The following is a 25,219-nucleotide window of genomic DNA, read 5'->3' on the forward strand; positions in this document are numbered from 1 at the left end:
CACCAGATACCCGGGGACGCGACCGGCACAGGTCTGCCCGGACCGCCACCGCCGCGTTCCCGGCCCCGACCCACGGGCCCGGGCCGTCAACGGGCCGTCTCCCCACACCGTACGGCCCGGTCCCGTGTCCCCCGTTCTTCCATATGGGAGCCGCACCATGCGCTTCGCCGCTTACGCACACCGGCACCGGAACCGTGTAGCCGTCGTCGAGGACGACGGCACGCTGTTCCCGCTGCCCGGCGTCACCTCACTGACGGACCTGATCCGCGACACCGACGGCCTGCCCGGCCTTCTCGCCGCCGGAGCCGAGGCCCTGGACGTGCCGGCCGGACCACACGCCTCCGAGGTCCGGCTGCTCCCGCCGCTCCAGCCTTCATCCGTCAGGGACTTCGTCACCTTCGAGGAGCATGTCGAGGGGGTTCGCCGCTCCGTCAGCGGCGAGTCCGGAGTACCCGCCCAGTGGTACGAGGCGCCGACCTACTACTTCACCAACCCGCACGCCGTTTTCGGCCCCCACGACGACGTCCCCGTGCCGCCTGGGTCGTCGGCGTTCGACTTCGAGCTGGAGGTGGCGGCGGTCATCGGCCGCGAGGGCCGGGACCTGACGCCGGAGCAGGCTCGGGAGCACATCATCGGCTACACCGTGTTCAACGACTGGTCCGCGCGGGACCTGCAGTCCGCCGAGATGCAGGTCGGTCTCGGCCCGTGCAAGGGCAAGGACTCCGCCACCACCCTCGGCCCCTATCTGGTGACCGCCGACGAGTTGGAGCCCTACCGCGACGCCGACGGTTTCCTGCGTCTGGCCCTGACGGCCGAGGTCAACGGTGACCGTGTGGGCAGCGACCTGCTGTCCAACATGAGCTGGACATTCGAGGAGATGGCCGCCTACGCCTCGCGCGGGACCCGGATCGTCGCCGGCGACGTCCTGGGCTCCGGCACATGCGGCAACGGCGGCTGCCTCGCCGAGCTGTGGGGCCGCAACGGCGAACAGGTCCCACCGCCTCTCAAGCCCGGCGACACCGTCACTCTCACCGTGGAAGCCCTCGGGTCCCTCACCACCCGTGTGGTGTCCGGCACCGAGCCCATAGCCCTGCCCCAGGGCCGTCGCCGCGATCGGGAGCGTCCGTGAACGGCGGACGTCTGGCAGGCAAGGTTGTCGTCGTCACCGGCGCCGCCCGCGGCCAGGGCGCCGCCGAGGTGGTGGCCCTGGAGGGTGAGGGTGCCACGGTCATCGCCACGGACGTGAACAGTGCGGAGGGTGTCCGGAGGCACGACGTGACCCGGGCCGGCGACTGGGCGGCTTTGGCCGACTTCCTCCGTGACACCTACGGGGCGGTCCACGGCCTGGTCAACAACGCCGGCATCACCTGGCGGGCCCGGCTCGACGAGGTCACCACCGAGGACATGAGCCGCGTCCACGCCGTCAACGTCAACGGTCCGCTCCTCGGGATGCAGCACCTGGCCCCGCTGATGCCTCCTGGCTCCTCCGTCGTGAACGTCGGCTCTTCGGCCGCGCTGACCGCCCACTATCCGGTGGCGTACACGACGAGCAAGTGGGCATTGCGTGGACTGTCGAAGACCGCCGCCCTGGAGCTCGGCCGGCGGGGGATCCGGGTCAACACCATTCATCCCGGGTTCATCGACACCGAAATGACGGCCTCCGCTGCTCCCGCCTTCCGGGAGAGCAACATTCGCGAGACGCCCCTGGGCCGTGTGGGCACGGTCGAGGAGGTGACGCCGCTGGTGGTGTTCCTGCTCGCCGACGAATCGTCCTTCATCACCGGCGCGGACATCCCGGTCGACGGCGGCCTCACCTCTCACGGCGGAGTGAAGTCAGTGTCCGACGCCCTCCTCGACGGGACAGACCGGTGAAGCGGTTGGAGGGCAAGGTCGCCCTGATCTCGGGCACCGCCCGCGGACTGGGGAGGGCCGCGGCTCTCCACTTCGCCGCTGAGGGCGCTCTGGTCGTCGGCGGCGATCTCCTGCACGACGAGGCGGTGGAGACGCAACGGCAGATCGGCCGCGAGGGCGGCACCGCCCTCACTCCGGGTCCCTTGGACCTCACCCGGCCCGATTCCGTCGGGAACTGGGTGGCGGAGGCGGCTGAGGCGTTCGGCGGCGTGGATATCGTCCTCACCAACGCCGGCTCGACGGGGTGCGGGTGCCTGCCCGACCAGCCCGGTGCCGCCGTCCGCTCCGAGTTGGATGCGGTGCGGCTCGTAGCCCGTGTCGCGTGGCCTCATCTGACCCGCAGCCGCGGATGCCTCGTCGCCATCGCTCCAGTGGGCGGGGTCAGGAACACGCTGTCCCACCACCGCAGCTCTTCCGCCGCAGGGGAAGGGGTGTGTGCACTGACCCGCCGGCTCGCCACCGAGGGCTTCCCGCATGGCATCCGAGCCAACTGCATCAGTCCGGGCCCGGCCGATGCCGAGGGTTCTCGCGAGGACCTGCTGGGTGCGGCCCATCCCCGCATCGGTGCGGCCCGGCGCACCCTTCCCGGAACCCCTCGGGACATCGCCCGGATCGCGGCCTTCCTCGCCTCCGAGAAAGCCTCCTGCGTCTCTGGCGCCCATCTCGTCTTCGACGGCGGCTGGTCCTCCGTGCTGCCCGGCCCCCTCACCTGAAAGGACACCCGGAACCGTGGACAAGGTCATCCGGAAACCTGCCGATGCCGTCGCCGACATCCCCGACGGTGCCTCACTCGCCGTCGGCGGTTTCGGGCTCAACGGCATCCCCGAGACCCTGATCCGTGCGCTGTACGCCCAAGGTGCGACCGGCCTGCGGGTCGTCTCCAACAACTGTGGCGTCGACGACCGCGGCCTCGGCATCCTGCTGGCGGCGCGGCGCATCTGCCGAGTCACCGGCTCCTACGTCGGCGAGAACAAGGAGTTCGCCCGCCAGTACCTGAGCGGAGAGCTCGAAGTCGAACTCGTCCCCCAGGGCACACTCGCCGAACGGCTCCGCGCCGGCGGCTGCGGCATCCCCGCCTTCTACACCCCAGCCGGTGTCGGCACCCAGGTCGCCAACGGCGGCCTTCCCTGGAGGTACGCCCCCGACGGCGCCATCGCCGTCGCCTCGCCCGTCAAGGAGACCCGGGAGTACGAGGGCCGGACCCACGTCCTGGAGCACGCAATCACCACCGACTTCGCCCTGGTACGGGCCTGGCGGGGCGACCGGCACGGCAATCTCGTCTTCCGCCGCGCCTCCGCCAACTTCAACCCGCTCGCTGCCATGGCCGGGCGCATCACCGTCGCCGAGGTCGAGGAACTCGTCGAACCCGGCAGCCTGGACCCTGACGAGGTGCACCTCCCCGGCGTCTTCGTCCAGCGCGTCGTACCCCTGACCACCGCCCAAGCGGCCGACAAGCTCATCGAGAAGAGGACGGTGCGCGCCTGATGGCCTGGACCCGCAACCAGATGGCAGCGCGAGCCGCTGCCGAACTGACGGACGGCTCGTACGTCAACCTCGGCATCGGCCTGCCCACCCTCATCCCCGCCCACGTTCCGGCGGGTGTGCACGTAGTGCTGCACTCCGAGAACGGCATCCTCGGCACCGGCCCCTACCCCGAGGAACACGAGGTCGACCCTGACCTCATCAACGCCGGCAAGGAGACCGTCACCGTCCTGCCCGGTGCCTCGTTCTTCGACTCCGCCCTCTCCTTCGGCATGATCCGCGGGGGACACATCGATACCGCCGTCCTCGGCGCCATGCAGGTTTCCGCCACCGGTGATCTGGCGAACTGGATGATCCCGGGGAAGATGGTCAAGGGGATGGGCGGCGCCATGGACCTCGTCCATGGCGCGCGCAGGGTCATCGTTCTGACGGAGCACACCGCCAAGGACGGCACCCCGAAGATCATCCGGGAGTGCTCCCTCCCGCTCACCGGCCGCGGGTGCGTCGACCGGATCATCACCGATCTCGGCGTCCTCGACGTCACCGACCGCGGCCTTGCCCTGGTCGAGACCGCCCCGGGTGTCACCGTCGAACATCTCCGCGCCCGCACGGGCGCCCTGATTCACGTCGACAGCACCGCCGCTGCCTGCTGACCGCCCTCCCTCCCCCGCCGGTCCCCGCGTGGGCCCGCGCCGAGAATTCCCGCTCCTGCTCCGATGGCCCGTACACCCAAGATCCCGACACAGACCCCCAGGTCGGGAGACGGGCCCTGCCCCAAGGAGGCACCTGTCGTGACGACTTCGCCCCTGCACATCGCTGTCGTCGGCGGTGGCATCGGCGGCCTGGCCGCCGCCCTCGCCATCGCCCGCTCCGGCCACCGCGTGAGCGTGGTGGAGCGCGCCGCCCGGTTCGGCGAGATCGGAGCCGGTCTCCAACTGGCTCCGAACGCCTCGCTGGCACTGGAAGAACTCGGCGTCCTCGATGCCGTGCGGCGCTCCGCCGTCGCCCCGCCCCAACTCGTCATGATGGACGCGCTCACCGGCAAGCAGGTCACCGCTCTCGACCTGCGCAGCGACGCCTACCGCAGCCGTTTCAAGCACCCCTATCTCGTCACCCACCGCACCGACCTCCACGGCGCCCTCCTGGCCGCCTGCGAGGAACACCCGTCGATCACCCTGCACACCGGGCGGACCGTCACCGACGCGGTTCAGACGCAGGCCAAGGTACGCCTGCACTTCGCCGAGTCGCCCCAACAGCTCACTGCGGACGCAGTGGTGGCCGCTGACGGCCTGCATTCCCGGCTCCGGCAGATCCTCGTGAACGACGGCGCGCCCGTCTGCTCCAGGTACGTCGCCTACCGCGGCGCCCTGCCCGTCACCAGCATGACGGGGGCGATGGCGCAGCACGCCACGACGGAGTCGGTCATCGTGTGGGCCGGACCGCGCATGCACCTCGTTCAGTACCCCGTGCGACGCGGCGAGCTGTACAACCAGGTCGCCGTCTTCGAGAGCGACCACTACGACCCCGACTCCGACGACTGGGGAACCGAGGCCGAACTGGAGGAGCGGTTCGCCGGGGCCTGCGACGCCGTGCGTGACGCCTTGCCTCTGGTCGCCCGGGACCGGCGCTGGCCACTGTTCGACCGGCTCCCGATCACCGACTGGGTGCATGGACGCATCGTGCTGCTGGGCGACGCCGCCCACCCGATGCTGCAGTACCTGGCCCAGGGCGCCTGTCAGGCGCTGGAGGACGCTGTGGCCCTCGGCCACGCTCTGCGCGATCACGACCGCCCGGAGGACGCGTTCGCGTCGTATGCCGCCCTGCGTACCGAGCGGGCTGCATCGATCCAGACGAACGCGCGACGCTTCGGCGAGATCTGCCACATGGACGGCACTGGCGCCTTTCTCCGTAACCAGCTCCTTTCCGACCGCACTCCCGAGGACTTCGACGACATTGCTTGGGTATGGACCCCCGCCGGCGATCGCCCGTCGGCAACCACCCTGTGAGCAACCACCCGCGAGGAGACACCATGACCGACGACCCCGTTTACAAGGCTCTCGATGAGCTCGGCGCCGCACCGCTGTGGCGTTATTACGGCAACCTGTTCCCGGCCCAGCCCCGCAGCAGGGCCCTCCCCTACCGGTGGAGCTGGAAGGAGCTGCGGCCTCACCTGCTGCACTTCTCCCGGACGCTGTCTCTGGACGAGGCCGAACGCCGGGTCCTCATGCTGGTCAACCCCGGGCTCACCGATCCGCCCGCCACGGTCAACACCCTCTACGCCGGCCTGCAGATCATCCTGCCCGGCGAAACCGCCCAGGCCCACCGCCACACCTCCAACGCCTTCCGTTTCATCCTGGAAGGCGACGGCGCCTGGACAACCGTCAACGGCGAGCGCGTCTTCATGGCCCCCGGCGACCTGCTCCTCACCCCCGGATGGCACTGGCACGACCACACCCACGAGGGTGACGCGCCGATGATCTGGCTCGACGCCCTGGACTATCCCCTGGTCAACGCCTTGGAAGCGGGCTTCTACGAGAAGTACCCGCAGCGGCTCCAGCCCGTGAACCGTCCCGACGACGCAGGCAGCCGGCAGTTCCTCCACGGCCGACTGACTCCCACCTGGATCACCCCCGACGGGCCGAACTCGCCCGTCACCCGCTACACCTGGCAGGAGACCAGCCGGGCCCTGGAGGCCATCGCCGACACTGCCGAGGGCAGCGACGTCGAAGGGATCGTCCTGGAGTACACCAACCCCTGGACCGGCGGCCCGGTCATGCCCACCATCAGCTGCCGGATCCAACGGCTGCGGCCAGGCTTCAAGGGGGCAGGCCGCCGCCACACCGCCTCCACCATCTTCAGCGTCGTCCGCGGCGAAGGCGCCACCATCGTGGACGGCAAGCGCCTGGACTGGACGGAGAACGACACCTTCGCCATCCCGGGCTGGGCCTCCTACCGGCACCTGAACACCTCGACGTCCGGCGACGCGGTCCTGTTCTCATACAGCGACGAACCCGTGATGCGGTCCCTGGGCCTCTACCGCAGCGAGAGCGCCGACCCCCACGCCTGATCACTCCCCCGCTCTTCCCACACCACCAAGGAGGCCACGATGCGTCTGGCCCTGTTCGACAAGGGGCGCCTCGGCATCGTCGACGGCGACACCATCACCGACGTGTCCGACCAGGTCACCCGCTCCTCCGCCGGCCCGGCCGGCGCACTTCAGCAGTACATCGAAGCACTGTCCGACGCCTCCGGCCCCGTACTCGCCCCGGCAGACGGGCGCCGCGTGGCGCTCACCGACGTGCAGTTGCAGGCCCCACTGCCCCGGCCCGGCAAGATCATCGGTGCCCCGGTCAACTACCTCGACCACAAGGCCGAGATGGACTACCCCACCTCCATCGCCGACCTGGGCGTCTTCCTGAAGGCCAACTCATCCGTGATCGGCCCGGACCAGGACATCGTCCTGCCTTACTCCGACATCCGCACCGACCAGGAAGGCGAACTGGCCGTCGTCATCGGCCGGACCGCCTCGCACGTCAGTGCCGAGAAGGCCCTCGACCACGTCTTCGGCTACACCTGCCTGCTGGACATCACCGTCCGCTCCGGCGAGGACCGCTCCACCCGAAAGTCCTTCGACACCTTCACCCCCATCGGCCCCTGGATCGTCACCGCCGACGAAATCACCGACCCCGATCAGCTGGACCTGCGCTGCCACGTGGCCGGCGAGACCCGGCAGAACACCAACACCGAGTACCTCATCTTCGGCGTGCGGGAACTGGTCGCCTACGCCTCCTCCGTGATGACTCTGCACCCCGGCGACGTGATCGCCACGGGAACACCGGCCGGAGTCGGCCCGCTCAGCCACGGAGACCGCGTCGTAGTCGAGATCGAGAAGATCGGCCGCCTCGAAGTAGGCGTGGACGGATCCCAAGCATCGCCGTACTCGTCGCGGCCGGGGCACCGCCGCGGCTGACCCGCCCGTACCCCGTGCGAGGCGGCCCCAGGACGTCGCCGAAGGGTCGCCGCGCGGGGCCGGTGGCAGAGCGCAGCCATGCCGGCCCTCTCAGCCTCCGTCTCCCCGTCCGCTGGTGAACAGCGCTGCCGCTGGCCGTACCGGCACCCTCCGGCGGAGGGCAGACGGACCGCCAGGGAGGCAACCAACGAGTCGGCCGGCTGATCACGGGTACCTTCCGCAAATGGGTCAGTGGTGAGCTGCTGCTCCCTTTCCCTGCGGAGTAGGGGGCGTGAGCAGTGTTCCGACCCGGGCCGATCAACGACAGCACGTCCACGAAGAGGGCAAAGCATGGGGCGTACGGCGGGCCCACGGGCGCCCCGTGGGCTCAGGACCGCGGCGTGCTCGACCTGCGTACGACCAGCTCCGGCTGAAGCATGATGCCGGTGTGCTGGTGCTCGGGCGCGGCGTCGGACCCCTCGATCTCCTGCAGCAGGAGCTTTGCTGCGAGACGGCCGATCTCCGCTGCGGGATGGCGTACCGAGGTCAGCGGGATCAGGCTCGCCTCGGCGAACTCGATGTCGTCGTAGCCGACGACAGCAAGGTCGTCCGGGACGCGCACGCCCGTGTCGAAGGCAGTCTGCATGACGCCCAAGGCCATAAGGTCATTCACGCAGAAAACGGCCGTCGGGCGGGGCGCGAGGCCGATGAGACGGGCCCCTGCGTCCCTGCCGGCGGCGACGTCGAGCCTGTCGGCCGGGATGTCCACGATCGCGTCGGCGTCGAGGCCCGCCTCCTCAACCGCGCGGGCAAGCCCCTGTCGCCGGTCCCTGACCTGCTGCAGATGCTCGGGGCCGCACACATAGGCGATGCGCCGGTGACCACCGGCAATCAGATGCCTGCCCGCGAGCAGGCCCCCCAGTACATCGTCGGCCGCCACTGAACAGGCCGTCTGCTCATCGACCGCCCGGTCGACGACGACGAACGGAATGTTCGCACGCCGCAGCGCCCCCCATGGCTCCCCGTGTGAGGCAACGGGCGCGAACAGGACCCCGCGGAGGCGCTGCTCCACGAAGAGCGACAGGTATGCCTGTTCGGCCGACGCGCTCTCGGCGCTGTTGCACACCATCACGCCGAGGTCCGCCTCGGCGGCGACGCGCTCGGTGCCCCGGGCGAGGACGGCGAAGAAGGGGTTCCCAGTGTCCATGACCAGCAGTCCGAGCATGCGGCTCCGACCGGCACGCAGTTGCCGCGCCGACTCGCTGCGCACATACCCCAGCAGGTCGATCGCGGCGTGGACGCGGGTCCGGACCTCGTGGGAGACACGGTCGGGCCTATTCAGGACATTGGAGACCGTCCCCACAGAAACGCCTGCCTGGCGTGCCACCTCCTTGATGCCCACCACTGACGACGTCCGTTCTCCTCGAGTCCGTATGGACGCCATCCTATGCCAGCACTTCGCGCCGGATTGAATCCTTTCATACACTGCAGACGCAGTCTCTTGACTACCAGAAGATCCCGTGGTTCATTGTCGATGAAACGATTCAAATACTGATGCGTAGAGCACGGCTCTGGTTTTGAGGTTGCCAATGACTGTCGTACGGGACGCTGTGAAGGCCGCGCTCAAGTCCCAGAGAATCGAGACCCCGTCCTGGGGCTACGGGAACTCCGGCACCCGCTTCAAGGTGTTCGCCCAGCCCGGTGTCCCGAGAACGCCGTGGGAGAAGCTGGACGATGCCGCGAAGGTGCACGAGTTCACCGGTGTCGCGCCGAAGGTGTCCTTGCACATCCCGTGGGACCGGGTCGATGACTACGCGGCCCTTGACGCCTATGCCAAGGAGCGCGGTCTGGAGCTGGGCGCGATCAACTCCAATACCTTCCAGGACGACGGCTACCGGCTCGGCAGCGTCTGTCACCCGGAGGCGAAGGTTCGCCGCAGGGCCGTCGATCACCTCCTGGAGTGCGTCGGCATCATGGACGCAACCGGATCCACGGATCTGAAGCTGTGGTTTGCCGACGGCACCAACTACCCCGGCCAGGACGACATCACCGGCCGCCAGGACCGGCTCGCGGAGTCCCTGGCCGAGGTGTACGAGCGGCTCGGCGAAGGCCAGCGGCTCCTGCTGGAGTACAAGTTCTTCGAGCCGGCCTTCTACACCACCGATGTGCCCGACTGGGGGACGTCGTACGCCCACTGCCTCAAGCTGGGCCCCAAGGCACAGGTCGTGGTGGACACCGGCCACCACGCGCCGGGCACCAACATCGAGTTCATCGTCGCTTTTCTCCTGCGCGAGGGGAAGCTCGGCGGCTTCGACTTCAACTCGCGGTTCTATGCCGACGACGACTTGATGGTCGGGTCCGCCGATCCCTTCCAGTTGTTCCGGATCATGCACGAGGTCGCCAAGAACGGCGGTCTGGGAGCCTCCGGGAACGTGGCCTTCATGCTCGACCAGTGCCACAACATCGAGGCCAAGGTCCCCGCTGTCATCCGGTCCGTGATGAACGTCCAGGAGGCCACCGCCAAGGCTCTCCTCGTCAACCTCGACGCGCTCGCCGCCGCGCAGCTCTCCGGTGACGTCCTCGCCGCGAATGCCGTGCTGATGGACGCCTACAACACCGATGTACGCCCCCTGCTGCGGGAGGTGCGCGAGGAACAAGGGCTCCACCCCGACCCCGTCGCCGCGTACGCGGCGTCCGGTTGGCAGGAACAGATCGCATCCGAGCGTGTCGGCGGCCGGCAGGCCGGCTGGGGCGCCTGAGCGCGCCGGTCGTCCGGCCCGGCCGGTCCGACCTGTTTCCGCGCCGAGCAAGCGTCCCCCTGTTCTTCTTTCTCCGCACACTCCGCATCTGAAGGACCGATCTCCTATGGCCACCCACCCCGAAGTCGCCGCCCTCCTCGCCCGTGCTCACCGGCTGGGCTCCGACCCGCGCAACACCAACTACGCAGGCGGCAACGCCTCCGCCAAGGGCACCGTCACCGACCCCGTCACCGGCTCCGACACCGAGCTGATGTGGGTGAAGGGGTCGGGAGGCGACCTCGGCACCCTCACCGAGGACGGTCTCGCCGTCCTGCGGCTCGACCGGCTGCGTGCGTTGCGGGAGGTGTATCCGGGGATCGGGCGCGAGGACGAGATGGTCGCCGCGTTCGACTACTGCCTGCACGGCAAGGGCGGAGCGGCGCCGTCCATCGACACCGCCATGCACGGCCTGGTGGACGCCGCTCACGTCGATCACCTCCACCCGGACTCCGGCATAGCGCTCGCCTGTGCCGCCGACGGGGAGAAGCTGACGGCACAGTGTTATGGGGAGAAGGTGGCCTGGGTGCCGTGGCGGCGTCCCGGCTTCCAGCTCGGCCTGGACATCGTGGCGATCAAGGAAGCTCACCCCGAGGCTGTCGGGGTGGTCCTGGGTGGTCACGGGATAACCGCCTGGGGCGTCAGCGCGGAGGAGTGCGAGGCCAACGCGCTGTGGATGATCCGCACCGCGGAGACCTTCCTTACGGTTCACGGTAAGGAACAGCCGTTCGGCGCGCCGCTGGCCGGCTACGGGGCGCTGAACCCGATGGCGCGTCAGAAACGGGCCGCCGAGCTCGCGCCTGTCATCCGCTCCCTGGCCTCGCAGGACCGGCCGCAGGTCGGCCACTTCACGGACACTGAGGTCGTCCTCGACTTCCTCGCGCACGACCAGCACCCGCGTCTCGCCTCTTTGGGCACCTCGTGCCCGGACCATTTCCTGCGCACCAAGGTCCGCCCGCTCGTTCTGGATCTGCCGCCGACGGCCCCGTTGGATGAGGCCGTGGCTCGGCTGAAGGAACTGCATGTCGAGTACCGGGAGGAGTACGCCGCCTACTACGCGCGGCATGCCACCGCCGACTCGCCGGCCATGCGCGGCGCGGATCCCGCGATCGTGCTGGTGCCGGGTGTCGGGATGTTCTCCTTCGGCAAGGACAAGCAGACCGCGCGGGTGGCGGGCGAGTTCTACGTCAACGCGATCAACGTCATGCGCGGCGCCGAGGCCGTCTCCTCCTACGCCCCCATCGATGAAGCGGAGAAGTTCCGCATCGAGTACTGGGACCTGGAGGAGGCCAAGCTGCGTCGTATGCCGAAGCCGAAGCCCCTGGCGACACGGGTGGCGCTGGTGACGGGTGCGGGCTCGGGCATCGGGAAGGCCATCGCGCACCGGCTGGTCGCCGAGGGCGCCTGCGTGGTCGTCGCCGACCTGAACGGCGAGAACGCCGCTGCCGTGGCGGAAGAATTGGGTGGCCCTGACACGGCCGTCGCTGCCACCGTGGACGTCACGTCCGAAGAGCAGATCAGCGCCGCGTTCCGTGAGGCCGTCCTCGCGTTCGGGGGCGTCGATCTCGTGGTCAACAACGCCGGGATCTCAATCTCGAAGCCGCTGCTGGCCACGACCGCGAAGGACTGGGACCTCCAGCACGACATCATGGCCCGGGGATCCTTCCTCGTCTCCCGCACGGCCGCCGGAATCATGATCGAGCAGGGCCTGGGAGGCGACATCGTGTACATCGCCTCCAAGAACGCCGTCTTCGCCGGACCGAACAACATCGCCTATTCCGCCACCAAGGCAGACCAGGCCCACCAAGTCCGCCTTCTCGCCGCGGAACTCGGCGAGCACGGCATCCGCGTCAACGGGGTCAACCCCGACGGTGTCGTCCGCGGTTCGGGCATCTTCGCGGCGGGATGGGGGGCGCAGCGCGCCGCGACGTACGGCATCGAGGAGGACAAGCTCGGTGAGTTCTATGCCCAGCGCACGCTGCTGAAGCGGGAGGTCCTGCCCGAGCACGTCGCGAACGCGGTGTTCGCCCTCACGGGCGGTGACCTCACCCACACCACCGGCCTGCACATCCCTGTCGACGCCGGTGTCGCCGCGGCCTTCCTCCGCTGAGCACCCCCTCGATCGCCTGGGGCGAGTGACTGACGCACCCGCCCCGGTGCACCGCGGACCGGCGGCACGATGCCGGCCAAGGCCCGGCCCTGACACCAGGCCCTCACGGCGCCGCCGGTCCGCCCTTTCCACTTCCCGATGAATAGCCCCCGCATCGCAGAGGTTGCACCCCCGTGACCAACACTCCCCCGCCCTCCGCGTTCGCCGCGGTCGATCTCGGCGCCACCAGCGGACGGGTGATCGTCGGCCGTGTGGGCCCGGACCGTCTCGACCTCACCGAAGTGCACCGCTTCGGCAATACCCCCGTGCGGCTGCCGGACGGCCTGCGCTGGAACGTCCTGGCCCTGTTCCAAGAGATCCTCGACGGACTGCGCACATGCGCCCGCTCCGGCGGCGTCGCCTCCATCGGCGTCGACACCTGGGCCGTGGACTACGGCCTCCTGGACAGCGACAACGCCCTCCTCGGCAACCCCTTCCACTACCGTGACGCGCGAACCAAAGGCATCGCCCCGGGCGTCTTGGCCGAGGTATCCGCCGAGACGCTCTACAGCATCACGGGCCTCCAGCACCTCCCCTTCAACACGGTCTTCCAGCTCGCAGCCGACACGGGTGCCGTTCAAAGGGACGCCGCCCGCACCCTGCTGCTCATCCCGGATCTCCTGATCTACTGGCTGACGGGGTCGGTCGGCGCCGAGGAGACCAATGCCTCCACCACCGGTCTCTTCGACGCACGAACCGGCACCTGGTCCGACCACCTCATGAAGCGGCTCTCCCTCGACGCGGGCCTCTTCCCTCCCTTGCGCAGGGCCGGAGACGCGGCGGGTACCCTGTTCCCCCACGTAGCCGCCTACACCGGACTCCCCACACATACGCCGGTAACAACGGTCGCCTCCCACGACACGGCTTCCGCAGTCGTCGCCGTACCTGCAACCGAACCCGACTTCGCGTACATCTCCTGCGGAACGTGGTCCCTGGCCGGCCTCGAACTCGACGCCCCCGTCCTCAGCACCGCCTCCCGAGCGGCGAACTTCACCAACGAACGCGGCATCGACGGCACCGTGCGCTACCTGCGCAACATCATGGGGATGTGGCTCCTGGAAGAATGCCGGCGCACCTGGGACAAGGAAGACCTCCCCACCCACATCCCGACGCTGCTCGCCGAAGCCGCCGAGGCGCAACCGTTCGCCGCGATCCTCGACCCCGACACCCCGGAGTTCCTCGCCCCGGGCGACATGCCCGCCCGCATCCGGGAGTACTGCGCCCGCACCGGGCAACACCTCCCCGGCGGCCAGGGCGCCACCGTCCGCTGCATCCTGGAGAGCCTGGCCCTCGCCCACCGCCGCACCCTGCGCCAAGCCGCCGAGCTCGCCGGCCGCGACATCACCCGCATCCACCTCGTCGGCGGCGGAGCGCGCAACGAACTCCTATGCCAACTCACAGCCGACGCCACCGGCCTGCCAGTCGTCGCCGGCCCCACCGAAGCCACCGCACTCGGCAACATCCTCGTCCAAGCCCGGGCAGCTGGCCTGGTGGGCGGCCTCTCCGACATGCGCCGCCTCGTGGACCGCACCCAGCATCTACGGCACTACACCCCCCAGGGCAACAGCGCAGCCTGGGACGCAGCCGCCGCCCGAATCAACTCACCGAACCCAATGATCTTTTGACGCCGGGGACCAGACCCTCAGGGTCGCTGTCGGGACGCACCGATTTTGACCGTAGGGGCCTGCCGCCTGCCTGTCCGAAGGCGCGACCACACCCATCACCCCTGAGTGTGTTACGAGCGGTGTCGGACGACCCTGGGACGGCCCAGCTCTGCAGCACTCGCTTGACGCTGACACCCTCGATGCACCCCGTCTGAACCTCAGCCGCCGGCAGTCCAGCCACGATGGCGGGTGTGTCAGCCGACCAGGCGCGCGTACGTCTCTCCGCACCCTCACCGGCCTTCACCACGTTGACAGTCCAGCCAACGAAAGCAGTTACGACAGCCAGCACGTGCTGACGTGCCCCCAGCCCTCCGGCTTGAGAAGTTGCAAGGATCGATCTTGCGATGACAGCTGGAGAACCATCCGCACCCCGCCCTGACTCGGTATCGTGAGCTGATTCCAACCTGTCTGCGGCGTCCGCCAGTTGGGCGGTCTGCAACGCGATGAAGCTCCTGGTAGGAGGTGTCACGACCAAGATCCACCGTGCCCCACCAGGAGCTTCGCGTGCTTGTCCACCCGTCGTCGATTGATCTGTCCAGCCGCACACTGCTCTATCTGAGCGCTCGGCTGCATGCTCGGCGGCGGGAGGTCGGGACGCGCTGGCGGCGTCTACCCGCAGGCCGGCAGGCCCTGCTCGCCTTGGCTCACCTGCGATGCGGTGATACCTACGCCCAGCTCGCCGCCGGGTTCCGCATCGGCATCGCCACGGTCTACCGCTAGATACGCGAGGTCATCGACGTCCTGGCCGCCCTCGCCCCGACCCTGACCGAGGCAATGAAGACCATCCGGACCAAGGCGTTCGTGATCCTGGACGGCACCCTCCTGCCGATCGACCGGATCGCCGCCGACACCCCGTACTACTCCGGGAAACACAAGCGCCACGGCATGAACGTCCAGGTCCTCACCGATCCGTCCGGCCGGCTGCTGTGGGCGTCACCCGCCCTGCCCGGCTCCGCCCACGACCTGACCGCCGCACGCACTCACGGGATCATCGACGCGCTCGCCGCGGCCGAGCTGAAGTGCTGGGCGGACAAGGCATACCAGGGGGCCGGCCACCCCGTACGCGTCCCGTTCCGCGGCCGACGCCTCAAACAGTGGCAGCGTCGACACAACAGCACGCACGCCAAGATCCGCTGCCTCGGCGAGCAGGCCATGGCCACTCTGAAGAGTTGGCGCCTTCTGCGGAAGCTCCGCTGCAGCACCAACCGCATCAACGCGATCGTCCAGGCCATCCTCGTCCTTCACCACGCGTCAGCGTGAGGTTGGAAAAGGCTCCATGACCCGTCGGTGGAGCAGGCAATCGACTACCTGCGTCACTCCCACCTTCCGTACCTTCCAGATGCTCTTATTCCAGCTCCGCGTGAAGGGCAGACAGGCGACACCGGAGCCGGCGTCTCGGGGTCGACGGACGCAGCAGCGGATCTAGTGTGAAAGTAGGCGCGACGACAGAGCCCAGGCCACGGGGCCCGTTCCAACCTCACGCTGACGCGTGCTGAAGGACGAGAACAGCCCGGCCCGATCGGGGTGATGCGGTTAGCTTGTTCTTTATCTTCGGCGGTCCGTGGCTGGGTCGGGCGGGCCCATGAAGGCGTCAAGCTCTTCGATGATCTTGCGGAGTTCGCGGGCTCTGCGAGGCGACATTGCTTGGATCACGCCGTCGATTAGGGCACGACTTTCGAGTGGGTTGCCGCAGCAATACCAGTGCACGTTGCCGAACTCGTCGTCGTGCCAAAGCTCGCGTTCGGGGCCGTGGACGTAGTCCCTCCACAGGCGCAATGCCGCGCTGGTGTCTCCCGGCTGGAGGTAGTTCCGCGTGCGTTCAAGGCGGACGATCTCAGACAGTGCTCGCGGGGAGAGGCGGTCGATGGCCAGGCTTGAATGCTGTGGCTGCTGCCGGTCCGGGACTTCGGCCCGGATGCGTCCTGGCCGTCTACGCGGCATGGACCTTTCGGTTGGTCGTCATGCCGTACATGGTGCCACGACCTCGAACGGTGCATCGACCGGGTTCGCTCGCCTGGGAATTCGCCGGACGTGGGGGCGGCCTTCGTCTGCTGCCTGCCGCGGTCGCACCCTCGACGTCGTCGTGCTCCTCCAGGGATTCCGCCAGCCGCTGGACGGCCTCCTCGTGTCCGTCAGTCGCACGCTCTCCGGCAGCACCATGTTCAGCTCGTTTATCACGGAGCCTTCTTGCGCGGGTACGCGGTACGGTGCGTGTGCGCGGGCCAAGAGGTACCGAAGCCCCGACTGGGTCCGCCAGGACTTCGGTAGAGACGGGGTCACCCCACTTGCTTGTCGTCGTCCACCTCGAAGAGTGGGCTCAGGGGAGCATCAAGAGCAAAGGTCGCAACCTCTAGAAGCCCCTCGACGTCAAGGCCCGACGCGCTTATCTCCTCTGGCCCATTCAGCTCAAGCTGGCACCAGGAGCAGCGAAGAGAGCTGAGTGCCAGAGCAGCATCCGTAGCATTAGCAGTCGGATCCGGCGCGACCATCACCGTTGCTGTACCTCGGCACCCTGGGCATCCCGCAGTCCCAAATACGGTCACGATCTCCGGGTCCGCGTCAGGAGCGGTCGTGTCGAGGTAGAAGGAGAAACTGGGTCCGCTTCCGAGGATCTTCGCCTTTGACTGCGTGGCTCCCGGCCACCCCTTGAACCGGTCCTCGAAGAGATGCCGAGCCTGTCGGACGCGTAGCTGGACGTCTCGCTCGACGTCGCTCCGTTGTCTGTCGACGGCTGCATTCACGGCACTGGCCCAGCGGCCCCAGAAGGCGTCCACCGGCTTTCCGAGGTGCTGCAACATCGTCTCGATGTTCTGAGCAAGGGATGGCAACAGCGCCTTGGCCTCGTCCCCCACAGTCGAGTGGGCCGTACCGTTTCGCAGCTCGATCAACTGGTCCAGGTCCTGGTCCGCCCCAAGTACGCCCAGGCGCCGAACCCGCTTAACGGCGTCGAGCGCGCCCACCGTCCGGACCTTCTTGCTTTCGAGTTCCAAGTGGCCACCGAGGTACAGCAGCATGTCCGAGCTGGCGTTGCGAGTCTCAAGAAGGTAGGTGGGGTGTTTTGAGACCAAAACGGCCTTGGCGAGCCGCTCGGCAGCGACTCCACCATGGAGGGCGAACTCGTCGTACTCTCGGCGCCCATGGTCTTCCATGGCTCGGTGGGCGGCCTTCACCGCGCCCCTGTAGAAACTGCCGAATGAGAGCGAATCGTCCATGTCAGGACGGTAACCGCCGCCGTAGTACTGGGCAATCGATCTCGGAAATCGAAGAACCGCACTGACAGAGCTACTCGGTGAGCGGCCAGCCCACTTGCCCGAGCCGGTCGGCCAAGACGCTGCAGTCCTTGAGTGTCTTCAGCGCCCGAAGAGGCAAGGAGAACATCTCCTGGGCAGGTCACAACGGCTTTACGTAGGAGCATTCGAATCCGAGTTTATACGGCAGCTTATTGAGACCTGCGCTGACGAGCGGAACAACGACTTAGCCGATGCGTATGGTCACAACGGTGGCCCAGCCCTCGAACACGGCGCCCGTTGCGACGATGGCAGCCCGAGGAGCAAGCGCCTGACGTTGCTGGGCCGCAGCCACGCCCACCGGGGAGCGCCCGGGGCTAGCATCCCGGCCGGCGATCGGACGTAACCGACTGACGCCCCATCAGGAAGGTCAGCATTGAGTCAGCATCCGTCCTGGCACACGCGGAAATACGCTGTCATAGATGAGGTAGCCCCGCCCAGCAGCAAGCGCCGTCCAGAGCGGTCTCGCCCTGCTTGCGCGCCTGCCCCCACAGGGCTCACCTCCCAGAAGGAGGCCGCACCCCGTGCAAACGAAGAGTCGCAGCTCAGCGCACGCGACCACGAGGTTTCAAAGCCACGTCCGGCAGCACCGGGGCAGGGATCCGCGGGCCGTCGTAGCCGTGTACGGTGCCGAACCGATCAGCGTTCATCCAGTCCTCGCGGGCCTTCGTGATATCGTCCTGGGTCCTGCCCACGAAGTTCCACCACATGATCAGCTCCTCCTCGAACGGCTCGCCGCCCAGGAGCATCAGGCCCGCGTCGGACTCCGCGCGCAGCGGGAGCTCCGTGCGGCCGCAGCCGAGGTAGAGCATGGAGCCCGGGAGGACCGGGACGCCGTCCACCTCGGCCTCGCCGGACATCGAGAGCACGGCGTACTCGAAGTCGGGGTCCAGGGGGAGCCGCGCCTGGGCGCCCCGGGTCAGGGAGAGGTCGGCGCCCACGATCGGGGTGTACGCGGTGCCGGGCGAGGTGGCGCCGTCGAGGTCGCCCAGGATCACCGTGGCCGTGAGGCCGGGAGCGGTGACCGTGGGCAGGTCGCTGTGGTGCTGGAAGTGGGGTTCGGTGAAGCGGTGCGCGTCCGGGAGCGCCACCCAGAGCTGGGCGCCGTGGAGCAGCGCGGCGTGCTGCTTGGGGCTCTCCTCGGAGTGGCTGATCGCGCGGCCCGAGGTCATCAGGCCCAGTTCGCGCGGGCGGATCGTCCGGAGGCTGCCGAGGCTGTCGCGGTGCAAGACCTCGCCCTCGTGCAGCCAGCTGACGGTCTGGAGGCCCATGTGCGGGTGCGGCGGGACCTGCATGCCGGGTTCGTCTGCGATGTCGTCGGGGCCGTAGTGGTCCACGAAGGCCCAGGCGCCGACCATCCGGCGGCCCAGGTTGGGCAGCAGCCTGCGGACCTCGGTGGATTCACCGAGCCGCACCTTGCGCGGGGCCAGCAGCTCACGTACGGGCTCCGCGACGACGAACCCGCGGCCCCCGCAGACGCTGGGGACGGCCTGGCGATCGAGATTGCTCATGGCGCTCAACCTATTCCGCTGCGGGTGGGGGCGGGTGACGCCCACGCCGGACAATTAGTGGAATGTTAAACCACCTGTGGGTGTTGTGCGGATCGGACACCCGCCCGACCGAGGAGACGGCATGAGCGACACCTACTACGAGTTCGGCACCCCGGCCGAGCGCTGGGAGCGCGCGGGGTTCTTCTTCGACGCGAAGGAGTACACGACCGCGGCCCGCATCCTGAACGGTCTCGTCGCTGAGGTCCCGGAGCAGGTCGCGCCCCGCCTGCTGCTGGCCCGCGCCTACTACCACTCGGCGAGCCTCGGGCGGGCCGAGACGGAACTCCGTGCCGTGCTGGAGCGCGACCCGGTGGAGCACTACGCCCGCCTGATGCTCGGCCGGACCCTGGAGCGCCAGGGCCGGCAGGCCGAGGCGGACACGCAGCTCCGGCTGGCCGCCGCGCTGTCCGGTGACCTCGGGCAGGCGTAACCGGGTACGCGTACCCGCCGTGTTCCAGGGGCCCGGCCCCTGGCCGGGTGGACCGCGTACATGCGAAGGGGCGGAGCCCGCCGGTGTCATCCCCGGCGGGCTCCGCCGCATTGCGGCGCGTGCGCGGGCGTCAGCCCGTGGCGGTGGCCGTCCGGCCGCCCGCGAGCAGGCCGGCCCTCGGCACCAGCAGCCGTTCGGTGAGGTGGCCGAAGAACAGGCCGAAGGCGGTCCACAGCGTGGCCTGCACGGCGAGCGTGGCCAGCCGGAACTGCCAGAGCAGCGTGGCCGGGAAGCCCTTGCCGACCTCGTTGAACGAGGGCAGGAACACATAGGCGAGGGCGATGAGCACTACGTAGCCGGCCGCAGCCGTGACCGTGGCGTTCCAGTTGCCCAGGCGGGGTGCCAGCCGCTTGCCGACGATGACCGCGGCGACGGCGAGCAGCACGCTCAGGGCGACCATCAGGAAGAACAGCGCGGTGCGTTGGCCGATGGTGTCGGGGTTTCCGACGGCCGGCGGGTTCGCCGGGTACTTCAGGAACGGCACGATGTACACGCTCACCAGCGCCCCGCCCGCGATCAGCGCGGCCGTGGCGCGCGGGCCGAACCGGCCGATGCGGCCCAGCGCGTAACAGAAGACGAGCGCGGCGATGCCGCCGGCCGCGACGCCGAAGACGAGCACACCGGTGGCCAGGCCCGCGGTGGACTGCACGCCGCGACTGACCAGTTCCTCGGCGGCTCCGTGGTCGTGGCCGTGGGCGCGGTGCGCCGTCTCTTCGAGCGCGATGGCCGCGTCGACCCGTGACTCACCGAGGAAATAGGCGACGAGCAGCGCGAGGGCGCCCGCGACCAGTCCGGCCAGCATGCCTCGGACCAGCAGGGCTCTGACGGATATGGAGTTCATGAGGGATTCCCCTGGATCGGCCGGTCGGTCAGTGGCAGGGGAAGCCGAGGAGGTGGCGGCCGTCGTGGACCCACTCGTGGACGCCTTCGCCCGAGATGACGGCCGTGGCGCCCTGTTCGGCGCCGACGAAGTAGAGCAGGACCAGCATGAGGATGCCGAAGAAGACCGCCCAAGGGGCAATGGCCTTCAGGGAGATGGGGGTGATGGCGGATGCGCCGGTGGTGGGGGCAGCGCTCTGTGCCATGGCAGAACCTCCTGTGGGAACACGCGTCCCGATCGTGGTGCCTGAGACGAAGGTGCCGGGTCTGACTTCCCGCGTTCGCGGGTACACAGTGGCGCGACCGTGCCGGATTCTCACCGGACTTCCGTCACACCCTCGTCATGTCGCCGCGACCATACCCCCTGGACACCGGGCACCGCCATGCCGCGTCTCAGCGGTCCGCGGGTCCCGGATGCCATGGTGTGCTTGGCCGTGGGGCCGATGTTCGGGGAGGTGAGGGCGGTAGTGACGATACGGGTGATGTGGGTCGCACCGGCGATGAACGGGGCGCTGCGCGAGGCCCGGTTCGCCGGTGACGCCGCGCTCGACGCGGCGGGCGCGCGGGCGGCCCGGCTGGCCGCGGCGCACGTTCCGGACGCGGACCGGACGGTGCACGCGCCGTCCGAGCGCTGCGCTCGGACGGCGGAGGAGCTGGGTCTGCGCTCGGCAGTTGAACCTGCCCTGCGGGACTGGGAGTTGGGTCGCTGGGCGGGTGCCCGGCTGGACGAGGTGAGCGCGCGGGAGCCGGAGGGGGTCGCGGCCTGGCTGGCCGACCCGTCGGCCGCCCCGCACGGCGGCGAGTCACTGCTCGGACTGTGCGCCAGGGCGGGGTCCTGGCTCGACTCGCTGAGCGGCGCCGGACGGGTGCTGGCCGTCGCCGAACCGTCCCTGGTCCGCGCGGCGGTGGTCCACGCGCTGGCATTGCCGCCGCAGGCGTTCTGGCGCCTCGACGTCGCCCCGCTCACGCTGACGGAGCTGACCGGGCGCGCGGGGCGCTGGAACCTCCGTGCCGGGCGCCCGCTCGCCGACGGGCCCGGCGGCCGCTAGGCGGACGCCGGGGCGCGGCCTGAGCCGGATTGATCGCCGGGGCCCCCGCCGCGACCGGGCGGTCAGCGACGAGGCGGGCCCTACCCCCGGTACGTCTCCAGCAGCCGCAGCCACACCTCGCTGATCGTCGGGTACGACGGCACCACGTGCCACAGCCGGTCGACGGGGATCTCGCCCACGACCGCCATCGTCGCCGAGTGGAGCAGTTCGCCGATGCCGGGGCCGACGAAGGTGACGCCCAGCAGGACTTCGCGGTCCAGGTCCACGACCATGCGGGCACGGCCCCGGTAGCCGTCCGCGTACAGCCCGGCCCCCGCCACCGAGGCGAGGTCGTAGTCGACGGCGCGGACGCGGTGGCCGGCCTGTTCCGCCTCGGCCAGGGAGAGGCCCACCGACGCGGCCTCCGGGTCGGTGAAGACGACCTGCGGGACGGCCCCGTGGTCGGCGGTCGCCGCGTGGGCGCCCCAGCGGGCGGTGTCCAGCGGCTTGCCCTGCGCGCGGGCACCGATCGCGTCGCCGGTGATGCGTGCCTGGTACTTGCCCTGGTGGGTCAGGAGCGCGCGGTGGTTGACGTCACCGGCCGCGTAGAGCCAGTCCGTGCCCTCGACCCGGCAGGTGTCGTCCACGGTGAGCCAGGAGCCGGGTTCCAGGCCGACCGTCTCCAGGCCCAGGTCGTCGGTGCGCGGGGCGCGTCCGGTGGCGAAGAGGACCTCGTCGGCCTCCACGCTCTCGCCGTTGTCGAGTTCCACGGTGACCGGTCCTCCGCCGGCCGCGCGGCGCACGGCGGTGGCCGAGACGCCCGCACGGATCTCCGCTCCGGCCTCGGTCAGCGCCTCGGCTACCAGCTCGCCGGCGAACGGCTCCATCCGGGGCAGCAGCCCCTTGCCGCGCACCAGCACGGTGACCTTCGCGCCGAGCGCGTTCCACACGGTGGCCATCTCGACGCCGACGACTCCCCCGCCGACCACGACGAGCCGGCCGGGCACCTCCTTGGCGCTCGTCGCCTCGCGGCTCGTCCAGGGGCGGGCGTCCGCGATGCCGGGGAGGCCGGGTACGACGGCCCTGCTGCCCGTGCAGACGGCGACGGCGTGCCGGGCGGTGAGCCGGTGTTCCGTGCCGTCCGGCGCGGTGACGGTGACCTGCTTGGGGCCGGTCAGCCGGCCGTGGCCGCGGAAGACGTCGGCCCCGATCCCGTCGAGCCAGGCGGCCTGGCCGTCGTCCTTCCAGTGCGAGGCGTACTCGTCGCGGTGGGCGAGGACGGCGGCCGCGTCCAGCGGTCCCTGGACGGCGCCGCTCAGTCCGGGGACACGGCGGGCGTCGGCGCGGGCGACGACGGGGCGCAGGAGCGCCTTGCTCGGCATGCACGCCCAGTAGGAGCACTCGCCGCCAATCAGTTCCGATTCGACCACGGCGGTGGTCAGCCCGGCGGCCCGCGCCCGGTCGGCCACGTTCTCACCCACCGGACCGGCTCCGATGACCACGACGTCGTACGCGACAGGCTCCGCTGCATGTGTCATGCGCCCCATTCTGGCGGGGGGTGTGGGCGTCGGCCACATGGGCAGGCACGGAATAGCACGAGATCGGGCACCGTTGACCCGGACACGTCTCATACGGGCACAGGAAGAGGTAGCAACGCATGAGCACCGTAGAGCTCACCAAGGAAAACTTCGACCAGGTCGTCAGCGACAACGAGTTCGTCCTGATCGACTTCTGGGCTTCCTGGTGCGGCCCGTGCCGGCAGTTCGCCCCGGTGTACGACGCGGCGTCCGAGCGCCACACGGACCTGGTCTTCGCCAAGGTCGACACGGAGGCGCAGCAGGAACTGGCGGCGGCCTTCGACATCCGGTCGATCCCCACGCTGATGATCGTCCGGGACAACGTGGCGGTCTTCGCGCAGCCCGGCGCGCTGCCGGAGGCGGCCCTGGAGGACGTCATCGGCCAGGCCAGGAAGCTGGACATGGACGAGGTCCGCAAGGCCGTCGAGGCCGAGCAGAAGGGCAAGGCGGAGGGGCAGCAGCAGTAGCACCGCCCCTCCCCCGCCCAGCGGGCTTCAGGCCTCCGCGGCGCGCTCCGCGACCCGGGCCGAGAGCCCGTACGGGAGTTCCGAGCCGTCCACGAGCAGGCCCTCGACGGCCTTGGTCCTGGGGTCGATGTCGGCGACCATGCCGTCGCCCGCGTACCGGGGGTAGCCCGTCTCGCCCGTCTCGCCCGTGGCGGTGACCACGGCCGACCGGATGGCGGCGCCCGGCCCCCCGGCGTCGGAGCCCTTGGCGGCCGCGCCCCTGACACTGGCCCCCGTCGCGCCTTCTCCGGCCGCGGGGGCCCGGTCGTCGGTGAACTCGGGAACGATGAGGATTTCGTAGCTCTGCGGATGGCTCATGGTCATGACGCTAGGCACGGGTGGTGCGCCCCGCACGTCGTCGGGCCGCGTTCAGCTGGACTCCCGTCGTACGGCGAGGGCGCGCAGCAGGTCGTGCCGTTCCGGCGGGGTCCGGGGGTGCCGGACGAGCCGGTCCACCAGGTCGGCCAGCGGCTGGGCGGTCGCCAGCTCCATCCGTACGCTGCTGAGCCTCGGGCGCAGCAGCCGCCCGAGCATGGAGTCGTCGGCGCCCACCACGGCGGTCTCGGCGGGTATCCCGATCCCGGCGTCCTGGAGCGCCCGCATCAGCAGCATGGCGTAGGTGTCGTCGTACGCGAACACGGCGTCCAGGCCGAGGCCGGGCCAGCGGGCGGCCAGGGCGGCGGCCGAGTCCTCCTCGTAGCGCAGCGGCAGCACTTCGACGCGGGCGCCGCCGTTCAGCGCGGCCTCCCGGGCCCCGGCCAGGCGCGGGGCGGCGAAGAGCGCGGTGGCGGGGTCCTCCGGCATCACGACGCCGATGCGGCGTCTGCCGCGTTCCAGCAGATGGCGCACCGCGCAGGCGCCGACCTCCCGCTGATCCATGATCAGGGCGTGGGCACCCTCCACCGGGTGGGGGCCGAGGGTGATGACGGCCTTGGCCCCGGAGCGCCGGAGAACGGCGGTTCCGCGCGGGGCGAGGGGGACGGAGCCGGGCACGATGACGGCGGCGGGGCGGAGTTCCGCCCAGGCGCGGGCCGCGTCGTCGGCGCCGAGGCCGAGCGAGCCGTACTGGACGACCGTGTAGTCGAGGCGCCGGAGCCCCGCCTCGAGGTCGCGCAGGAAGCGCAGGTGCAGCGGGCCGGTCGGCAGGTTGCCCGTGGGCAGCAGCACCATGCGCGAGTGGCCGGCGCGCAGGGTGCGGGCCGCGGCGTGGGGGACGTAGCCGAGTTCGTCGGCGGCCTCCCGTACCCGGCGGCGGGTCTCATCACTGATCCGCACCTGCGCGTTGTTGTTGAGGACGTAGGACACGGTGGCCCGGGAGACACCGGCGAGCCGCGCCACGTCGGCGCTGGTCGGGACGGGGCCTTCTGCGGGCTGATCGGGTAACTGACTCATGGCTCCGCGCAGTCTTCCAGACCGCCGCGCAGCACCGGCGCGCAGGCTGTACGGGCGGACCGCCTAGGGTGTTCCGATGACGATCCAGCACCGTGACAGTTACGACGAGCCGGCCGCGTTCCCGGGCCGGACCGGTTCCGCGGCCACCGCCGAGGCCGATCCGCGCGAGGTGGGCCCGGTCCGCACCTCGTACGCGCCCGACCGGGACGGCGCGCCCGACCCCGGGGAGATCGTCTGGACGTGGGTGCCGTTCGAGGAGAACGACGGGCGCGGCAAGGACCGGCCGGTCCTGGTCGTGGCGCGGGAGGCCAGGGGCACCCTGCTGGCCGTGCAGCTGTCCAGCAAGCAGCACGACATGGACCGGGAGTGGGTGTCGCTGGGCGCGGGCCCCTGGGACAGCTCCGGGCGTCCGTCCTGGGTGGATCTGGACCGGGTCCTGCGGGTCCACGAGGACGGGATGCGGCGCGAGGCGTGCGCCCTGGACCGGGCCAGGTTCGACCTGGTCGTCGGGCGGCTGCGGGAGCGCTACGGCTGGGCGTGAGGGCGCACGGCGCACCCGG

23 protein-coding genes and 1 pseudogene are annotated in these 25,219 nt (G+C 69.9%); 16 read left to right on the top strand and 8 right to left on the bottom strand.

Annotated elements, in window-relative coordinates; translation table 11 throughout:
- Nucleotides 1–157 precede the first annotated feature (157 nt).
- The 8 genes from AB0L33_RS18490 (at nucleotide 158) to AB0L33_RS18525 (ending at nucleotide 7,363) form a co-directional block, all read left to right on the top strand.
- Nucleotides 158–1,129, top strand: coding sequence for a fumarylacetoacetate hydrolase family protein (locus tag AB0L33_RS18490; protein WP_365682615.1), 972 nt, complete (start codon nucleotides 158–160; stop codon nucleotides 1,127–1,129).
- Nucleotides 1,126–1,872, top strand: coding sequence for an SDR family oxidoreductase (locus tag AB0L33_RS18495; protein ID WP_365682617.1), 747 nt, complete (start codon nucleotides 1,126–1,128; stop codon nucleotides 1,870–1,872). The genes AB0L33_RS18490 and AB0L33_RS18495 overlap by 4 nt, the downstream gene beginning before the upstream one ends.
- Nucleotides 1,869–2,624, top strand: a complete 756-nt coding sequence (locus tag AB0L33_RS18500) for an SDR family oxidoreductase (protein WP_365682619.1) — start codon at nucleotides 1,869–1,871, stop codon at nucleotides 2,622–2,624. Before AB0L33_RS18495 ends, AB0L33_RS18500 begins: the two co-directional genes overlap by 4 nt.
- A gap of 16 nt (nucleotides 2,625–2,640) precedes the next feature.
- Complete coding sequence (locus AB0L33_RS18505) at nucleotides 2,641–3,396, top strand: CoA transferase subunit A (protein ID WP_365682621.1); 756 nt, start codon at nucleotides 2,641–2,643, stop codon at nucleotides 3,394–3,396.
- Nucleotides 3,396–4,046, top strand: a complete 651-nt coding sequence (locus AB0L33_RS18510; protein ID WP_365682623.1) for a CoA transferase subunit B — start codon at nucleotides 3,396–3,398, stop codon at nucleotides 4,044–4,046. The genes AB0L33_RS18505 and AB0L33_RS18510 overlap by 1 nt, the downstream gene beginning before the upstream one ends.
- A gap of 138 nt (nucleotides 4,047–4,184) precedes the next feature.
- On the top strand, nucleotides 4,185–5,399 hold the full coding sequence (locus tag AB0L33_RS18515; RefSeq protein WP_365682625.1) for an FAD-dependent monooxygenase: 1,215 nt from the start codon (nucleotides 4,185–4,187) through the stop codon (nucleotides 5,397–5,399).
- Nucleotides 5,400–5,422: 23 nt separating this feature from the next.
- Nucleotides 5,423–6,460, top strand: a complete 1,038-nt coding sequence (locus AB0L33_RS18520; protein ID WP_365682627.1) for a cupin domain-containing protein — start codon at nucleotides 5,423–5,425, stop codon at nucleotides 6,458–6,460.
- Between the two features lie 39 nt (nucleotides 6,461–6,499).
- On the top strand, nucleotides 6,500–7,363 hold the full coding sequence (locus AB0L33_RS18525) for a fumarylacetoacetate hydrolase family protein (protein WP_365682628.1): 864 nt from the start codon (nucleotides 6,500–6,502) through the stop codon (nucleotides 7,361–7,363).
- A 367-nt stretch (nucleotides 7,364–7,730) separates the two neighbouring features.
- Here AB0L33_RS18525 and AB0L33_RS18530 read toward each other — a convergent pair whose 3' ends face one another.
- On the bottom strand, nucleotides 7,731–8,747 hold the full coding sequence (locus tag AB0L33_RS18530; protein WP_365682630.1) for a LacI family DNA-binding transcriptional regulator: 1,017 nt from the start codon (nucleotides 8,745–8,747) through the stop codon (nucleotides 7,731–7,733).
- Between the two features lie 184 nt (nucleotides 8,748–8,931).
- Here AB0L33_RS18530 and rhaI point away from each other — a divergent pair, with 184 nt between their 5' ends.
- The 4 genes and pseudogenes from rhaI (at nucleotide 8,932) to AB0L33_RS18550 (ending at nucleotide 15,210) form a co-directional block, all read left to right on the top strand.
- Entirely contained in the window at nucleotides 8,932–10,101 is a 1,170-nt protein-coding gene (gene rhaI, locus AB0L33_RS18535) for an L-rhamnose isomerase (protein WP_365682632.1), read from the top strand.
- 106 nt (nucleotides 10,102–10,207) lie between these two features.
- Entirely contained in the window at nucleotides 10,208–12,247 is a 2,040-nt protein-coding gene (locus AB0L33_RS18540) for a bifunctional aldolase/short-chain dehydrogenase (RefSeq protein ID WP_365682633.1), read from the top strand.
- 173 nt (nucleotides 12,248–12,420) lie between these two features.
- Nucleotides 12,421–13,911: a rhamnulokinase family protein gene (locus AB0L33_RS18545; RefSeq protein ID WP_365682635.1), complete on the top strand. Its 1,491-nt coding sequence runs from the start codon at nucleotides 12,421–12,423 to the stop codon at nucleotides 13,909–13,911.
- Between the two features lie 543 nt (nucleotides 13,912–14,454).
- Nucleotides 14,455–15,210: pseudogene (locus AB0L33_RS18550) on the top strand (transposase family protein).
- Between the two features lie 1,016 nt (nucleotides 15,211–16,226).
- Here AB0L33_RS18550 and AB0L33_RS18555 read toward each other — a convergent pair.
- Together AB0L33_RS18555 and AB0L33_RS18560 are read right to left on the bottom strand one after the other, a co-directional pair.
- Entirely contained in the window at nucleotides 16,227–17,162 is a 936-nt protein-coding gene (locus AB0L33_RS18555; RefSeq protein ID WP_365682637.1) for a hypothetical protein, read from the bottom strand.
- Nucleotides 17,163–17,782: 620 nt separating this feature from the next.
- A complete protein-coding gene (locus tag AB0L33_RS18560; protein ID WP_365683045.1) occupies nucleotides 17,783–18,670 on the bottom strand; it encodes a pirin family protein in 888 nt (295 codons plus the stop codon).
- Nucleotides 18,671–18,869: 199 nt separating this feature from the next.
- Between AB0L33_RS18560 and AB0L33_RS18565 the strand changes: the two genes are divergently transcribed.
- Nucleotides 18,870–19,217: a tetratricopeptide repeat protein gene (locus tag AB0L33_RS18565; protein WP_365682639.1), complete on the top strand. Its 348-nt coding sequence runs from the start codon at nucleotides 18,870–18,872 to the stop codon at nucleotides 19,215–19,217.
- Between the two features lie 130 nt (nucleotides 19,218–19,347).
- On the opposite strand, the gene AB0L33_RS18570 is transcribed toward AB0L33_RS18565, so the two are convergent.
- Nucleotides 19,348–20,118 (bottom strand): CbtA family protein, encoded by a 771-nt coding sequence (locus tag AB0L33_RS18570; RefSeq protein ID WP_365682641.1) that lies wholly within the window; start codon nucleotides 20,116–20,118, stop codon nucleotides 19,348–19,350.
- Between the two features lie 28 nt (nucleotides 20,119–20,146).
- Nucleotides 20,147–20,362 (bottom strand): CbtB-domain containing protein, encoded by a 216-nt coding sequence (locus tag AB0L33_RS18575; RefSeq protein ID WP_365682643.1) that lies wholly within the window; start codon nucleotides 20,360–20,362, stop codon nucleotides 20,147–20,149.
- Nucleotides 20,363–20,638: 276 nt separating this feature from the next.
- On the opposite strand from AB0L33_RS18575, the gene AB0L33_RS18580 reads away from it, so the two are divergent.
- A complete protein-coding gene (locus tag AB0L33_RS18580) occupies nucleotides 20,639–21,205 on the top strand; it encodes a histidine phosphatase family protein (protein WP_365683047.1) in 567 nt (188 codons plus the stop codon).
- 80 nt (nucleotides 21,206–21,285) lie between these two features.
- Here AB0L33_RS18580 and AB0L33_RS18585 read toward each other — a convergent pair whose 3' ends face one another.
- On the bottom strand, nucleotides 21,286–22,722 hold the full coding sequence (locus tag AB0L33_RS18585; protein ID WP_365682645.1) for an NAD(P)/FAD-dependent oxidoreductase: 1,437 nt from the start codon (nucleotides 22,720–22,722) through the stop codon (nucleotides 21,286–21,288).
- 119 nt (nucleotides 22,723–22,841) lie between these two features.
- On the opposite strand from AB0L33_RS18585, the gene trxA reads away from it, so the two are divergent.
- Nucleotides 22,842–23,228 carry a thioredoxin gene (gene trxA, locus AB0L33_RS18590; RefSeq protein WP_365682647.1) on the top strand — a complete coding sequence of 129 codons (387 nt, stop codon included), beginning with the start codon at nucleotides 22,842–22,844 and terminating at the stop codon, nucleotides 23,226–23,228.
- A gap of 27 nt (nucleotides 23,229–23,255) precedes the next feature.
- On the opposite strand, the gene AB0L33_RS18595 is transcribed toward trxA, so the two are convergent.
- Both AB0L33_RS18595 and AB0L33_RS18600 read right to left on the bottom strand, forming a co-directional pair.
- Nucleotides 23,256–23,585 (bottom strand): hypothetical protein, encoded by a 330-nt coding sequence (locus AB0L33_RS18595; protein ID WP_365682649.1) that lies wholly within the window; start codon nucleotides 23,583–23,585, stop codon nucleotides 23,256–23,258.
- A 51-nt stretch (nucleotides 23,586–23,636) separates the two neighbouring features.
- Nucleotides 23,637–24,659, bottom strand: coding sequence for a LacI family DNA-binding transcriptional regulator (locus AB0L33_RS18600; RefSeq protein ID WP_365682651.1), 1,023 nt, complete (start codon nucleotides 24,657–24,659; stop codon nucleotides 23,637–23,639).
- Between the two features lie 76 nt (nucleotides 24,660–24,735).
- Here AB0L33_RS18600 and AB0L33_RS18605 point away from each other — a divergent pair, with 76 nt between their 5' ends.
- Entirely contained in the window at nucleotides 24,736–25,200 is a 465-nt protein-coding gene (locus AB0L33_RS18605; protein WP_365682653.1) for a type II toxin-antitoxin system PemK/MazF family toxin, read from the top strand.
- Nucleotides 25,201–25,219 lie beyond the last annotated feature (19 nt).

Source organism: Streptomyces sp. NPDC052299, from assembly GCF_040679335.1.
Classification (GTDB): Bacteria; Actinomycetota; Actinomycetes; order Streptomycetales; family Streptomycetaceae; genus Streptomyces.

What these genes read in the sequence shown, in the direction of transcription:
- AB0L33_RS18490 (WP_365682615.1), top strand. Translation starts at nt 158, where the DNA reads ATGCGCTTCGCCGCTTACGCACACCGGCACCGGAACCGTGTAGCCGTC.
- AB0L33_RS18510 (WP_365682623.1), top strand. Translation starts at nt 3,396, where the DNA reads ATGGCCTGGACCCGCAACCAGATGGCAGCGCGAGCCGCTGCCGAACTG.
- AB0L33_RS18520 (WP_365682627.1), top strand. Translation starts at nt 5,423, where the DNA reads ATGACCGACGACCCCGTTTACAAGGCTCTCGATGAGCTCGGCGCCGCA.
- AB0L33_RS18525 (WP_365682628.1), top strand. Translation starts at nt 6,500, where the DNA reads ATGCGTCTGGCCCTGTTCGACAAGGGGCGCCTCGGCATCGTCGACGGC.
- rhaI (WP_365682632.1), top strand. Translation starts at nt 8,932, where the DNA reads ATGACTGTCGTACGGGACGCTGTGAAGGCCGCGCTCAAGTCCCAGAGA.
- AB0L33_RS18540 (WP_365682633.1), top strand. Translation starts at nt 10,208, where the DNA reads ATGGCCACCCACCCCGAAGTCGCCGCCCTCCTCGCCCGTGCTCACCGG.
- AB0L33_RS18555 (WP_365682637.1), bottom strand. Translation starts at nt 17,162, where the DNA reads ATGGACGATTCGCTCTCATTCGGCAGTTTCTACAGGGGCGCGGTGAAG.
- AB0L33_RS18565 (WP_365682639.1), top strand. Translation starts at nt 18,870, where the DNA reads ATGAGCGACACCTACTACGAGTTCGGCACCCCGGCCGAGCGCTGGGAG.
- AB0L33_RS18570 (WP_365682641.1), bottom strand. Translation starts at nt 20,118, where the DNA reads ATGAACTCCATATCCGTCAGAGCCCTGCTGGTCCGAGGCATGCTGGCC.
- AB0L33_RS18575 (WP_365682643.1), bottom strand. Translation starts at nt 20,362, where the DNA reads ATGGCACAGAGCGCTGCCCCCACCACCGGCGCATCCGCCATCACCCCC.
- AB0L33_RS18580 (WP_365683047.1), top strand. Translation starts at nt 20,639, where the DNA reads ATGTGGGTCGCACCGGCGATGAACGGGGCGCTGCGCGAGGCCCGGTTC.
- AB0L33_RS18585 (WP_365682645.1), bottom strand. Translation starts at nt 22,722, where the DNA reads ATGACACATGCAGCGGAGCCTGTCGCGTACGACGTCGTGGTCATCGGA.
- trxA (WP_365682647.1), top strand. Translation starts at nt 22,842, where the DNA reads ATGAGCACCGTAGAGCTCACCAAGGAAAACTTCGACCAGGTCGTCAGC.
- AB0L33_RS18595 (WP_365682649.1), bottom strand. Translation starts at nt 23,585, where the DNA reads ATGAGCCATCCGCAGAGCTACGAAATCCTCATCGTTCCCGAGTTCACC.
- AB0L33_RS18600 (WP_365682651.1), bottom strand. Translation starts at nt 24,659, where the DNA reads ATGAGTCAGTTACCCGATCAGCCCGCAGAAGGCCCCGTCCCGACCAGC.
- AB0L33_RS18605 (WP_365682653.1), top strand. Translation starts at nt 24,736, where the DNA reads ATGACGATCCAGCACCGTGACAGTTACGACGAGCCGGCCGCGTTCCCG.